This window comes from Streptomyces sp. NPDC052236, from assembly GCF_044548015.1.
Classification (GTDB): domain Bacteria; phylum Actinomycetota; class Actinomycetes; order Streptomycetales; family Streptomycetaceae; genus Streptomyces.
Window position 1 is genome coordinate 25,646 of the sequence record NZ_JBIUBL010000015.1, and the last position, 12,488, is coordinate 38,133.

At 68.7% G+C, this 12,488-nt stretch carries 12 protein-coding genes; 4 read left to right on the plus strand and 8 right to left on the minus strand.

Annotation, left to right across the window (positions count from 1 at the left end; genetic code table 11):
* Positions 1-36: 36 nt before the first annotated feature.
* Together ACIHCQ_RS23970 and ACIHCQ_RS23975 are read right to left on the minus strand one after the other, a co-directional pair.
* The gene (locus ACIHCQ_RS23970; protein WP_399665814.1) at positions 37-285 is read right to left on the minus strand and encodes a DUF397 domain-containing protein; all 249 of its coding nucleotides are present in this window, start codon (positions 283-285) and stop codon (positions 37-39) included.
* Positions 282-1,106, minus strand: coding sequence for a helix-turn-helix domain-containing protein (locus ACIHCQ_RS23975; RefSeq protein ID WP_399665817.1), 825 nt, complete (start codon positions 1,104-1,106; stop codon positions 282-284). The genes ACIHCQ_RS23970 and ACIHCQ_RS23975 overlap by 4 nt, the downstream gene beginning before the upstream one ends.
* A 113-nt stretch (positions 1,107-1,219) precedes the next feature.
* Between ACIHCQ_RS23975 and ACIHCQ_RS23980 the strand changes: the two genes are divergently transcribed.
* A complete protein-coding gene (locus tag ACIHCQ_RS23980; protein ID WP_399665820.1) occupies positions 1,220-1,624 on the plus strand; it encodes an ATP-binding protein in 405 nt (134 codons plus the stop codon).
* Here ACIHCQ_RS23980 and ACIHCQ_RS23985 read toward each other — a convergent pair.
* Entirely contained in the window at positions 1,621-2,496 is an 876-nt protein-coding gene (locus ACIHCQ_RS23985) for an NAD(P)-dependent oxidoreductase (protein WP_399665823.1), read from the minus strand. The two genes, ACIHCQ_RS23980 and ACIHCQ_RS23985, sit on opposite strands and share 4 nt — an antisense overlap.
* 182 nt (positions 2,497-2,678) lie before the next feature.
* Between ACIHCQ_RS23985 and ACIHCQ_RS23990 the strand changes: the two genes are divergently transcribed.
* Entirely contained in the window at positions 2,679-2,951 is a 273-nt protein-coding gene (locus ACIHCQ_RS23990) for a DUF1876 domain-containing protein (protein WP_399665826.1), read from the plus strand.
* Between the two features lie 70 nt (positions 2,952-3,021).
* Here the strand turns inward: ACIHCQ_RS23990 and ACIHCQ_RS23995 are convergent, their stop codons facing one another.
* Positions 3,022-3,786, minus strand: coding sequence for a DUF4232 domain-containing protein (locus ACIHCQ_RS23995; RefSeq protein WP_399665829.1), 765 nt, complete (start codon positions 3,784-3,786; stop codon positions 3,022-3,024).
* Positions 3,787-4,113: 327 nt separating this feature from the next.
* On the opposite strand from ACIHCQ_RS23995, the gene ACIHCQ_RS24000 reads away from it, so the two are divergent.
* Positions 4,114-5,373 (plus strand): helix-turn-helix domain-containing protein, encoded by a 1,260-nt coding sequence (locus tag ACIHCQ_RS24000; RefSeq protein WP_399665832.1) that lies wholly within the window; start codon positions 4,114-4,116, stop codon positions 5,371-5,373.
* A 3-nt stretch (positions 5,374-5,376) separates the two neighbouring features.
* Here ACIHCQ_RS24000 and argS read toward each other — a convergent pair whose 3' ends face one another.
* A complete protein-coding gene (gene argS, locus ACIHCQ_RS24005; protein WP_399665835.1) occupies positions 5,377-7,140 on the minus strand; it encodes an arginine--tRNA ligase in 1,764 nt (587 codons plus the stop codon).
* A gap of 207 nt (positions 7,141-7,347) precedes the next feature.
* Between argS and lysS the strand changes: the two genes are divergently transcribed.
* A complete protein-coding gene (gene lysS / locus ACIHCQ_RS24010; RefSeq protein ID WP_399665838.1) occupies positions 7,348-9,084 on the plus strand; it encodes a lysine--tRNA ligase in 1,737 nt (578 codons plus the stop codon).
* Between the two features lie 60 nt (positions 9,085-9,144).
* On the opposite strand, the gene ACIHCQ_RS24015 is transcribed toward lysS, so the two are convergent.
* The 3 genes from ACIHCQ_RS24015 to ACIHCQ_RS24025 all read right to left on the minus strand — a co-directional run bounded on the left by ACIHCQ_RS24015 (position 9,145) and on the right by ACIHCQ_RS24025 (position 12,341).
* Positions 9,145-10,509 (minus strand): DUF2637 domain-containing protein, encoded by a 1,365-nt coding sequence (locus ACIHCQ_RS24015; protein ID WP_399665841.1) that lies wholly within the window; start codon positions 10,507-10,509, stop codon positions 9,145-9,147.
* 183 nt (positions 10,510-10,692) lie between these two features.
* Positions 10,693-11,421: a DUF3558 domain-containing protein gene (locus ACIHCQ_RS24020; RefSeq protein WP_399665843.1), complete on the minus strand. Its 729-nt coding sequence runs from the start codon at positions 11,419-11,421 to the stop codon at positions 10,693-10,695.
* A 116-nt stretch (positions 11,422-11,537) separates the two neighbouring features.
* Complete coding sequence (locus tag ACIHCQ_RS24025; RefSeq protein ID WP_399665846.1) at positions 11,538-12,341, minus strand: DUF3558 domain-containing protein; 804 nt, start codon at positions 12,339-12,341, stop codon at positions 11,538-11,540.
* Between the last annotated feature and the right edge of the window lie 147 nt (positions 12,342-12,488).

Sequence of the window (12,488 nt, forward strand, 5' to 3'; positions counted from 1 at the left end):
GCCCGGCCCTTACGGATGAGGAGACCCGCCGGTAGATCACATGGTTGTACGTGTTGCGTACGCGACGAAGGATGACCAGATTTCGGGGGTCACGGTGAGCTGGGGGCCCTCGGTGACCTTGGAGTCGCGGATGTGGATGGCACGGGGGTGGGCTGCCACCTCGACGCAGGCGCCGCCCTCGTCGCTGCTGTACGTGGACTTGCGCCACGCGTAGGCGACTTCGAGACACGCGCCGCCATCGCTGCCGCTGTAGCTGGACTTGAACCATTCCAGTGCCGTGCTCATTGCTCTCCTAGCAGCCGGTCCAAAAGGCCCTTCGTCTCCTCGATGTTGAGGGCCTGCGTCCGCAGCATCGCATATTTCTGCGCCAGGATACTGACCTCATCCGGGTCGGTGATGAGCTGACTGCCGCGCTGGGTTTCGGTGTAGCCGACATGCTGATGGTCCGGTGTTTCGAGGAGGATGAACGGACCGGCGAGTGCGGCATGGCCCTGTCGGCCGAGTGGCATGACCTGGAGCGTGACACCTGGAAGGTCGGCGCAGGCGCGGACATGGCGGAGAGTTTCCGCGTACACCTCGTCGCCCCCGAGACGGTCTCTAAGGATCGCCTCGGAGATGATGAAACTCGAAGTCGGGGGCTCCTTCCGGCGCAGAATCTCTTCGCGTTCCATGCGGACTGCTACACGCCGTTCGATCTCGTCCTCGGTAAGGATCGGGATCCTGTTGCGGAAGATCGCGTAGGCGTAGCTCTTTGGCTGGAGCAGACCCGGCAGCACCTGGTTCTCGAACCAGGAAAGCGTGATCGCTTCCGCCTCGATGTCCATGTACTCCTCCGCCCACGCCGGGATCATGTCGATCTCCGGCATGTTCTCCACCGCCGTCTGCAACGCTCTCTTTGTATCCAGCAGTTGGTCCAGAACCGCCGCGATGTCAGGCCTCAGCGGGCGTCTGCCCTGCTCGATCGAGCTGATCGTCTCCTCGTGGACGTTGATCAACTCAGCGAGCTGACACTGCGTGAGCCCGGCGACCCGCCTGAACTGGCCCATCTGAGCGCCCACGAGCTTCATCGTCGACGCGTTCTTCCGCTGCCGCTTTCTGGGGTGCATACCGATCCAACTCCCCGTCCCTGCCCTGAAGTCACGCCCTGAGCGCCCGTACAAATTGCGCGTACGACTTCGCGTACTGCAACACGCTAGTCACAGCTCGTGACGCTTGTCTCATGAACGAGACAATGCAACCCCCCTTGCTTGTCGAGCGGTTCTTCCGCCGTGAGCGCCAAACAGTGTCCGCCGCCAGGGAATTCGTCCGCTCCGCCGCCGCCCACCTCGGCCTCGGGTCGCGCCTGGACGACGTATTGCTCTGCGTGAGCGAACTGGCCACCAACGCGCTCGTACACGGCGTACCGCCAGGGCGCGGGTACCAGCTACGGCTTCTGCTCAACGCCGCCGCTACGTCTCGGCGGCTGCGCGTCGAGGTCCATGACAGCGGCGGCGGGCGGCCACGGCTGCGGGAGCCGGACGGGGAGTCGGGGCGGGGGCTTCTGCTCGTCGCCGCTCTGTCCGACGCGTGGGGGGTCGGCGAGCGCGACCCCGGGAAGGTCGCGTGGTGCGAATTCGAGCTCTAGCGGGTCACCTTGAGCAGGTCGGCGATCCGCGACAGGCCGTCCGCCCCGTAACCCTCCTTGATTGCCCGGTCCAGGATCGCCTGGAACGGCTCGAAAAGCTCCGGACTGAGGCCCTGGTCGCGAAAGGTGGCGAGGAAGTTCGGGAAAGCCGCCTGGTTGACCGCGAGGCTGGAGACGTCCGTCAGGTGCTGCCCCGAGTCGATCGCCTTTGCCAGCTCGGGCGTGCCCGACAGCATCGCGCTGACCCAGGCGACCAGGGGCTCGGCGAATTCCGTGGCCGAAAGGTTTTCTGTACGCACCAGGGCGAAGGCCTGGATGACGCCCGCGAACATGCCGTACATGCCGGTGAGGAGCGCCAGGTCGTGCAGCGCGGCGAAGCCGGGGTCCGTGCCGACGTACTTCGTGCCGCCAAGGGCGGACAGCGTCTCGCGGTGCGCGTCGAACGCCGCTTGCGGGCCGCTGTAGAACACGTACGCCTGCGGGCCCGCGATCATCTGCGGTACGGCCATGATCCCGCCGTCGAGGTACTGGGCCCCCTGCCGCTCCGCCCAGGCGGCCAGCTCGCGGGCCTGGGCGGGGGTGCCGTTGGTGAGGTTGACCAGGGTTTTGCCCGCCAGGTCGGCCGCGAGCGGATGGAGCACCTCCTCGACGTTGTCGTACGTCATGAGGCAGACAACGACGAGCGGGCTCGCGGACACCGCGTCGGGGCCCGTCTGTGCCGGGGTCGCGCCCTGCGCCACCAGGGGGCCGGTCTTGGCGGGGCTGCGGTTCCAGACGGTGGTGGGGTGTCCCGCCCTGAGGAAGGCGGCGGCGAGGGCCGTGCCCATCATGCCGAGGCCGAGAACAGAAACGGGAGGGCGGGTGCTGGGCATGGGTGTGCTCCTGAGTGTGCAAGGGGGTGTGGGCTTCTTGTCCTTCCGATCTTCGACCGGCGCTGGAATGAGAACAAGTACCGACTAATAAGTCGGGTACTCACCATTTGGTGAGTGAGGTGGTGATCAGAGCTCCGGCGGCGCACCCTGGATAAAAGGGGTACCGCTGGAGGTGATCAGCCATGCACACACTCGTTGGATGGCACATCGAGATGGAGTTCGAGGAGGACGGCGAGCGGACCAGCGCGGCAGCCTTGGTGAGACTCGGTGACGGCACCGAGATCCGCGCCCATGGCTACGCCCACCGTCACCCCTCCGATCCGGAACAGCTGCGGGTGGGCGAGGAGATAGCGGGCGCACGCGCGCTCATGGACCTCGCCTCGCAGCTCTTGGAGAAGGCCCACACCGAGATCGACGAAGTGACGGGCCGGACCTCGCACACGATCACGCGCTGAGGTGAGCGGGTGCGCGCCGCGATGCCCCCCGCCGGGTTCTTGGGTTCCGGCGAGGGGCATCAGCGTGTGACTAGTACGTAAGGGCGTCGCTCATGTCGCTCTGCCAGTAGGTCACGAACGCCTTGTCGTCAATGGTCGTGCCCGCCGGGAGCGCGAGTCCCGCCCCCGGGCCGGTCGAGCCCGAGTTGCTGGCCGGGGCGAAGTGAACGGTCAGGCGCTTGGCCGTACGCACGTTCCCGCCGTCGGCGGCGGACAGGCCGATGGCGGCGTACGCGGACTGGCCCGGTGAGAGCGTGACCACTGCCTGCGGCTTGCTGTCCTCCAGGATGTGGGTGGCGGACTGGGCGTTGTCGAAGCCCACGAACGGGGCGTGGTAGGCGTTGCACGCCTTTGAACCGGTGTTGGTCACGGTCAGCAGCAGGTGGTTGATGGGCCGGTTCACTTGGGTGACCTTGACTGTGGTGTTCCCGCCGGTGCAGGTGGTGGTCACGGGGCCCGTGTCTGCCTTGGCGCCGCCGCCGGAGTTCTTGGCGGAGCCGCCGGACGTGCTGGAGCCACTGGAGCCGCCGGACGTGCTGGTCCCGCCGTTCCCGCCGGACGTGCCCGAGCTGCCGGTCTTGGCGTTCCCGCCAGAGGACGCGGGCTGCTCGGTCTGGTCGGTTGCTGCGGGGGACGACTGCTCGCCGGCCGGGACGCTGGTGGCCGGAGCGATCGGGGACGAGGCCGCCACGCCCGACGTCTTTACGTCTTCGTCGGAGCCGCAGGCGGTCAGTGAAAGCGCGGCCAGCAGAGCGGTGGCGGCGATGGCGGTGGAACGGATTCGGCTGTTGCGCATGATGTTCGGTTCTCCCCGTATGAAAGGTCTGTGGATCAGAAGTGGCAGATGAGGACCGTGACGGTCGCCGTGGAGGCGATCAGTACGAGCACGGCCACCGCATCGACTGCGTGGCTGTGTAGACGGGTTCGCATGTCTGCTTCCCGGTGAGCTCTGCGGTGTGATCACAGACTGCGGGGCGGTCGATTCCGGCCGCAACTGCCCCTGGCCCATTGGGGATGCTGGAATGCTGGCGCGTACTGTGACCTGGGGGGATACCCCGTCCCTGGAACGGTGTTCCGGGACGGGCGGCAGGCATTTCGCAGGCATATCGAGGGGGAACGGCGCGTGGCGACACCAGAGGCCGAGGAGTTCGCGGCCCTGCTCAGGGAACTGAAGGACCGCTCGGGACGCAGCTATGGCGTCCTCGCGGGCAAGCTGCATGTGAGTACGTCCACGCTGCACCGGTACTGCAACGGCGACGCCGTGCCCACCGAGTACGCGCCGGTCGAGCGGCTCGCGCGGCTGTGCGCGGCTACGCCCGACGAGCTGATGGAGCTGCACCGGCGGTGGATCGTGGCGGACAGCGCGCGGCGACGGATACGGGCCGAGGGCCCGGTCCTGGAGACTGTGCCTGTGGCTCTCGCCGAGGAGGTCACGCCTCCGGTCCGTCCCGAGGCGGACGAGCTCGCCTCCCGTACCAAGAGCCCCAAGCGGCTGCGCATCGCACTCGCCGCCGGCGCCGTTATCGCCCTCGCCGTCCCGACCGCCGTGATCGCGAACAACGCCGCCTCGCCGGACGAGAAGGAGAAGTCCAGTGCCGTCGCCGGGGCCGGTACCCCGTCCGGCACCCCCGCGTCCCTGTCCCCGTCACCGAGCGCTTCGCCGAGCGTGACCCCCAGCGCGAAGCCCTTGCCCAGCGTGACCACGTCCGCCACACGGCCGTCCGGCAGCCGCACGTCCACCGCTCCGGCGGCGGCTGCCGAGGGCGTACCGCTGCGGGTCGGCATCAGCTCGTACGACTGGGACGAACCCTGCGGCGCGGAATACCTGCTGGGTCAGGAGCCGGGCACGGTCCCGCCGCCACCCGCCGTGCAGGACCGCCGGGGCTGGGCGCGCGCCCTGGGCGGGGTGGACGGCGGCCATCAGCTGCTCCAGCTGACCGCGACGGGCAAGACCTCGGACTCGGTGGTCCTCACCGCCGTGCACGTACGGATCGTGGCGCGCAACGCACCTCTCGCCTGGAACGCGTACAACGTGAGCCTCGGTTGCGGAAGCGGCTTCTCCCCGCAGACCTTCGACATCGACCTGGACGCCGGGCAGCCCCTGGTGAAGCCCGTGGCGGGCCGGAACGGCGACACCGTCGTGCCCGCCAAGGACTTCCCGTACAAGGTCGCGTCGAACGACCCTCAGGTGCTCAACATCGACCTCCACACCGAGAACCACGACGTGTCCTGGTATCTGGAGGTCGGGTGGAGCACCGGGGACCGGCGCGGGACCGTGCGGATCGACGACGGCGGGAAGCCGTTCCGTACGAGCGCGATCGAGGGGCGGCCGATGTACGACTACATGGATGAGAAGGGGACTTGGCTGGTCCGCGAGTACTAGCCGTCAGAGGCGCTCGGGGGTGCGGATGCCGAGGAGCTCCATGCCCTGGTGGAGCGTACGGCCGGTCAGGTCGCAGAGGAACAGGCGGTTCTCGACCATCGCGGGGGTCTCCGCCTTCAGTACCGGGCACTGGTCGTAGAACGTCGTGAGGTGCGACGCCAGCTGGTAGAGGTACGCGGCCAGCTTGTGCGGCTCGTAGGCGGTCGCCACCTCGGACAGCACCTCGGCGAACCGGTCCAGATGCAGGCCGAGCGCCCGCTCCGCCGGGGCGAGTTCGAGCTCCGCGTGAGCTGAGGGCTTGGCGTCGCCCGCCTTGCGCAGGATCGACTGGATACGGGCGTACGCGTACTGGAGATAGACGGACGTGTCGCCGTTGAGGGACACCATCTGGTCCAGGTCGAACTTGTAGTCCCGGGCGGCCGAGGTGGACAGGTCCGCGTACTTGACCGCGCCGATGCCGACGTACCGGCCGTTCTCGATGATCTCCTCCTCGCTGAGGCCGACCTTTTCGGCCTTCTCGCGTACGACCGCCGTCGCCCGCTCCACCGCCTCGTCCAGCAGGTCCTCCAGCCGCACCGTCTCGCCCTCGCGGGTCTTGAACGGCTTGCCGTCCTTGCCGAGCACCGTGCCGAACGCCAGCTGGGCGGTCTTGACCTTGTCGGTCAGCCAGCCCGCCCTGCGCGCGGTCTCGAAGACCATCTTGAAGTGGAGGGACTGGCGGGCGTCCACGACGTACACGAGGGTGTCCGCGCCGAGGTTCCCGACGCGGTCGCGGATCGCGGAGAGGTCGGTGGCCGCGTAGCCGTAGCCGCCGTTCGACTTCTTGACGATCAGGGGGGTCGGGTTGCCGTCCGGGCCCTTGACGTCGTCGAAGAAGACACAGAGCGCGCCGTCCGAGCGGACCGCGACCCCGGTCTCCTCCAGGATCCGGCAGGTCTCCTCAAGCATGTCGTTGTAGCCGGACTCGCCGACCACGTCCGGGTCGTGGATCTCCATGTCGAGCTTGTTGAAGACGGAGTAGAAGTAGATCTTCGACTCGTCCACGAAGCGCTGCCAGAGGGCGAGGGTTTCCTTGTCCCCGGCCTGGAGGGCCACCACCCGGTTGCGGGCGCGGGCCTTGAACTCCTCGTCCGAGTCGAAGAGCACGCGCGAGGACTTGTAGACGCGGTTCAGCAACGAGATGGCCTCCGCGCCGGATACCTCGCCGCTCTTGTGGTCCAGCTCGTGCGGGTGCTCCATCAGGTACTGGATGAGCATGCCGAACTGCGTGCCCCAGTCGCCGATGTGGTGGCGGCGGACCACCTTCTCGCCCTCGAACTCCAGGATCCGCACCATCGCGTCGCCGATCACGGCGGAGCGGAGGTGGCCGACGTGCATCTCCTTGGCGACATTCGGCTGGGCGTAGTCGATGACCGTCGTGCCCGCGTTCTCGGCGTACGGGACGCCGAGGCGGTCGTCGGCGGCGCGGGCGGCGAGGGTCTCGGTGATCGCCTTGTCGGTGATCGTGATGTTGAGGAAGCCCGGTCCGGAGACCTCGATCTCCTTCAGCACGTCGTTGGCGGGAATCGCGGCGACGAGCTGGGTGGCGAGCTCACGCGGGTTGCCCTTGAGCTTCTTCGCGATGGCCAGGATGCCGTTGGCCTGGAAGTCGGCCCGGTCGCTTCGGCGCAGGAGCGGGTCGGCGGGACCGGCCTCCGGCAGAGCTGCCGAGAGGGCGTCCGCGAGGCGCTGCTGCACGGTCGAGGCGAGGGAAGGGACCGAGGGCATGAGCTTCCGTTCCTGTCGAGGGGTCGGGGTGGGGATGGGGATGGGGTTGGGATGGTTGTCAAGTATCCCATGGAGAGGCAAGCCGTTTCCCGGCAGAATGCGGCGGGGCGGGCAACCCCTGAGGGGTAGCCGTCGTCTGGGAGAATGGCTCGTAGCAGCTCACAGAGCTTCAGTAACCGAGTTAATCGAGTTAACAAGGACGAGGACGTGCCGATCGTGGGTCAGAGCAGCACCGAGACCGACTGGGTCTCCCGTTTCGCGGACGAGGTCATCGCCGAGTCGGAGCGACGTGCGCCTGGCAAACCGGTCGTCGTCGCGTCCGGACTGTCCCCCTCCGGCCCCATCCACCTGGGCAATCTCCGTGAGGTGATGACCCCGCACCTGGTCGCGGACGAGGTCCGGCGGCGTGGGCACGAGGTCCGGCACCTGATCTCCTGGGACGACTACGACCGGTTCCGTAAGGTGCCCAACGGGGTCGACGGGGTGGACAAGTCCTGGGCCGAGCACATCGGCAAGCCGCTGACCTCGGTGCCCGCGCCGGCCGGGTCCCCGTATCCGAACTGGGCCGCGCACTTCAAGGCCGCGATGAGCGATTCGCTGGCCGAGCTGCGCGTCGAGTACGACTCCATCAGCCAGACCGAGCAGTACACCTCCGGCGTCTACCGCGAGCAGATCCTGCACGCCATGAAGCGCCGGGCGGACATCGACGCGATTCTCGACCAGTACCGCACCAAGCCGAAGCCCGGTAAGCAGTCGCAGAAGCCGGTCGAGGCAGCCGAGCTGGAGGCGGCCGAGGGCTCCGGCGCGGCGGCCGAGGACGACGGCAGTGGCGCGGGCGTGGCGGGCTACTTCCCGTACAAGCCGTACTGCGGGCAGTGCGAAAAGGACCTGACGTCCGTCACCTCGTACGACGACGCCAGCACTGAGCTCGCCTACACCTGCACGGCCTGCGGCTTCACCGAGACGGTGCTGCTGAGCGAGTTCAACCGCGGCAAGCTGGTCTGGAAGGTCGACTGGCCGATGCGCTGGGCGTACGAGGGCGTGATCTTCGAGCCGAGCGGTGTCGACCACTCCTCGCCCGGGTCGTCGTTCGTCGTCGGCGGGCAGATCGTGCGGGAGATCTTCGGCGGTGTGCAGCCGATCGGCCCGATGTACGCGTTCGTCGGCATCAGCGGCATGGCCAAGATGTCGTCATCGGCCGGTGGCGTGCCCACGCCCGCCGACGCGCTGGAGATCATGGAGGCGCCGCTGCTGCGCTGGCTGTACGCGCGGCGCAGGCCCAACCAGTCGTTCAAGATCGCCTTCGACCAGGAGATCCAGCGGCTGTACGACGAGTGGGACAAGCTGGAGTCGAAGGTCGCGGACGGCACGGCGCTGCCCGCGGACGCCGCCGCGTACTCGCGGGCCGTGCGGACCGCGGCGGGCGAGCTGCCGCGTACGCCGCGCCCGCTGCCGTACCGGACGCTCGCCTCGGTCGTCGACATCACGGCCGGGCACGACGAGCAGACGCTGCGGATCCTGAGCGACCTGGACCCGGCGAACCCGCTGTCCTCGCTGGAGGAGGTGCGGCCCCGGCTGGACCTCGCCGAGAGCTGGATCAGCGCCCACGTCCCGGCCGACCAGCGCACGCTGGTACGCGACGAGCCGGACAAGGAGCTGCTCGGCTCGCTGGACGAGCAGGCGCGCGAATCGCTGCGGCTGCTGGTCGATGGGCTGGACTCGCACTGGTCGCTGGACGGTCTGACGACGCTGGTCTACGGCGTGCCGAAGACGATGGCGGGGCTGGCGCCGGACGCCAAGCCGACGCCGGAGCTGAAGGTGGCGCAGCGGTCGTTCTTCGCGCTGCTGTACCGGCTGCTGGTGGGCAGGGAGACGGGGCCGCGGCTGCCTACGCTGCTGCTGGCCGTGGGTGCGGACCGGGTGCGCAAGCTGCTCGGCGCGTAGCGCTTGTAACGCTTGTAACGCTTGTAACGCTTGTAACGCTCGTAAGCGTGCGGAGGCCGGTCACGCGATGTGCTCGGCCTCCAGCTCCGTCTGGTAGCGCTGCCTGAACTCCGGGATCAGCCGGCGCAGTATCGGGGAGCTGCGGGGGTGGCGGACGCCGTGCCCGTCGGCGAGGTGTATGTCGAGCTGTTCGGGGGTGGGGAAGCCGCCGTGCTCGCTGACGTACGTCCGGAAGACGGGGTACGCGAGCTCGGCGAACTCCGCGTCCTCCACCCCGGTCAGCTCGTCCCCCTGCTCCTGCTCCGGCTGCGGGTACTGGTTGTCGGCGCGGAGGCCGGGGGCGACGCCGTTGAGGGAGCGGCGGGCAGGGCCGGGGCCCTGCGGGACCGGTACCGGATGGGGCTCCAGGCCTTCGACGTACGTCGGGTTGAAGGCGCTCTCGGCGGCGTCCTGGGGCACCTGCGGGGCGGCGAACCAGGGGCTCTCGTGGTTGGTGGTGCGGGTCTCGCCCTTGGGCTGCTGCTGCGTGTACTGCTGGGCGTCCGGGAGCTGGTCGTAGCGCTCGTACTGCTCGAACCGCTCGGACTGCTCCGGCTGGTCGTACTGCTGGTGCTCCTCGTAGCCCTCGTAGCCCTCCCGCTCTTCGGGCCACTCCTGTCCGCGCGGCAGCTGCTGCTGTTGCCGCTCCGGTATTGGCGTGGGTTGCGACGGCTGGGGCGCCGGCGGGAGCAGCGCGGGTTCGATGCCCGCCGCAGCCAGGCCCGAGGGGCCCGTCTCCGCGAGCGGTACGCCGTACTTCGCCAGGCGCAGCGGCATCAGCGACTCGATCGGAGCCTTGCGGCGCCATGACCGTCCGAACCGGGCCTGGAGGCGGGCCTGGTAGATCAGCCGGTCCTGCTCCAGCTTGATGACCTGCTCGTAGCTGCGCAGCTCCCACAGCTTCATGCGGCGCCACAGCCTGAAGGTGGGGATGGGGGAGAGGATCCAGCGGGTGAGGCGTACGCCTTCCATGTGCTTGTCGGCGGTGATGTCCGCGATGCGGCCCACGGCGTGGCGCGCGGCCTCGACGGAGACGACGAACAGGATCGGGATCACCGCGTGCATGCCGACGCCGAGCGGGTCGGGCCAGGACGCCGCGCCGTTGAAAGCGATGGTGGCCACGGTGAGCAGCCAGGCGGTCTGGCGCAGCAGCGGGAATGGGATGCGCAGCCACGTCAGAAGCAGGTCCAGCGCGAGCAGGACGCAGATGCCCGCGTCGATGCCGATGGGGAAGACGACGGAGAAGCTGCCGAAACCTTTCTTCTCGGCCAGCTCGCGCACCGCGGCGTACGAGCCCGCGAAGCCGATCGCGGCGATGACCACCGCGCCCGTGACGACGACCCCGATGAGTATGCGGTGCGTGCGTGTCAGCTGCATCGCGGCCACGCGCGATCCCCTCCCCGTCCTTTGGTCCGGACCGTTCGCCGGTCCAGTTCCAGTGCCAGTCCAGTCCAGCAGGGGCACAGCCTGGCACATGCGTTCGGGGATCGTCGCTTCGGGCGGCCTCCTGGCGTCCGCCTGATGTCTTCCCGGCATCCCTCGGAGGGTGCGTCAGGGTAGGCGCTTCGGTTACGGGTTGGCGACGGCGACCGAGGCCACGGCCTCCTTGGCGGCTGTCACGGCGCCCTTCATCAGCTCGGCGTCGGCCGGGGCATTTCCGCCCGCGTAACCGGTGCCGTTGTAGGTGAGCGTGATCACGACATTGCCCGTACGCGTCACGATCGTCGCGTAGTTGAAGTCCTCGCCGGTCTTCGTCAGGTCGTACACAACGGCCGTCGCCACGTCGCCGACACCGGCCGCGGGCGAGGTCCGGACCTTCTTGGCGCCCTCCGAGGCCTTCGCCTTGGCGATCTCCTTGACGTAACTGTCCTCGGCGCGCTGCTCGCCACTGAGGCCGAGGGCCTGCTCGGAGTCGTAGCGGAGGAGGGAGACGTCGAGCCAGCGGTACTGCGAGCCCTTCACACCGTTGTCGTCCAGACCGTTCCAGGAGCAGCTGGTGCGGTTGGCGAGGTCCGAGGACTTGCCGACCGTGCCCGCCTTGACCTTGGTCTCCGGCACCAGCAGCCCGACCGTCTTCGCGGAGATCGTCTTGCAGGAGGTGGGCAGCTTGGCGAACTTCGCGGGGGCGACGGTCGCGGACGGCTTCGCGTCCGGGGAGTCCGGGGCGCCGGAGGAGGGCGAGGCGGATTTCTTGTCGCCGTCGGAGTCGGAGCCCGATGAGCAGCCTGCGACGACGAGCATCACCGGGACGGCTGCGCAGGCGAGAAGGCGAGTGAGTCGCGAGGCTGAACGGTGCATGGTTCCTTCAGTCGATCGATGTGCATGCCGGGCGAGGCCACGGTACGCGGACACGGCGGGCACGCGGGCGGGTCCGCCGATACGCGCGTACGTCCGCACGTCCGGTGCGAACCCGCTCAGTCGGTGAACTGCTCGGCGAGTCTGCGGGCCAGACTCTGCGCCTTGTCCTGCAGTTCCTTGCTGTCCGGGACCTCGGTGGCGAGGGCGGACTGCTCGGTGTACACGAGGGTCACGATCACGTTCGATGTGCGGAAGACCACGCTCACGGCTCGGTTCTGGGCGGTGGAACCGGACCCGGCGGCGGTGAGGGTGTCGTCGAGGAACGCGGCATCCCCGAGCCCGTCGAGCTCGCGCGGCTCAAAGCCGTCGGACGGGTCAGTGCCGGTGTCCGTGGGCGCCGACGGCGCGGCGGGGGACGTGGTCTGTGACCCGCTCGGGGTTGCGGACGCGGACGCCGGATCATCGGCGTCATCGGGGGTGATCGGCACCGAGGCCGCGCTCTGCTTCTTCGCGAAGACCTCCTGCGCCAGGTCGTCGTCGCTCACCGTCGTGTCGTACGAGACGACGCGCTCGTAGTCGAGCGTGAGGCGGTGCGAGGCGTCCGGGGCGTCGGCCTTCCAGCTGCACCCGACGCGGCGGTCGGTGTCGTAGGTGACGGAGGGCGTGCCACGGAACAGCTTGCCCTGCTGTTCCTCGGTCAGCTCGGCCGCGCCGGGCAGCAGGTCCTTGAGGACCGAACTTCCGACGGTGCCGCAGGGCTCGCGGAGCGTGCGGTACTTGCCGGCGGGGGCGGAGGAGGGCTGGGTCTGGCCTGCTTTGGAGTCCGTGGCGGAGCCATCGGCGCCGGTGTCGGCGGTGCAGCCGGCGAGGAGCGCTACGAGGAGCGCAGCCAGGCCGGGCACGTACGCCTTTCGTTGCACGGTCCCAGGCTCCCTTCGGGAGGAAAAGCGGTTGCCGCCCACTGGCGGCCGGTGGACACAATGTCTACCGCACGCGCTGCTGTGGATGCCGATCGGCCGAGTCTATTGCCGATCTTGGCACCGGCATTTGCGCTCTGAGGCTTTTGG

Excerpts from the sequence above, each read along its gene's own strand:
- ACIHCQ_RS23970 (WP_399665814.1), bottom strand. The coding sequence starts at position 285 with ATGAGCACGGCACTGGAATGGTTCAAGTCCAGCTACAGCGGCAGCGAT.
- ACIHCQ_RS23975 (WP_399665817.1), bottom strand. The coding sequence starts at position 1,106 with ATGCACCCCAGAAAGCGGCAGCGGAAGAACGCGTCGACGATGAAGCTC.
- ACIHCQ_RS23995 (WP_399665829.1), bottom strand. The coding sequence starts at position 3,786 with ATGCGCAACAGCCGAATCCGTTCCACCGCCATCGCCGCCACCGCTCTG.
- ACIHCQ_RS23980 (WP_399665820.1), top strand. The coding sequence starts at position 1,220 with ATGAACGAGACAATGCAACCCCCCTTGCTTGTCGAGCGGTTCTTCCGC.
- argS (WP_399665835.1), bottom strand. The coding sequence starts at position 7,140 with ATGCCCTCGGTCCCTTCCCTCGCCTCGACCGTGCAGCAGCGCCTCGCG.
- ACIHCQ_RS23990 (WP_399665826.1), top strand. The coding sequence starts at position 2,679 with ATGCACACACTCGTTGGATGGCACATCGAGATGGAGTTCGAGGAGGAC.
- ACIHCQ_RS24020 (WP_399665843.1), bottom strand. The coding sequence starts at position 11,421 with ATGCACCGTTCAGCCTCGCGACTCACTCGCCTTCTCGCCTGCGCAGCC.
- ACIHCQ_RS23985 (WP_399665823.1), bottom strand. The coding sequence starts at position 2,496 with ATGCCCAGCACCCGCCCTCCCGTTTCTGTTCTCGGCCTCGGCATGATG.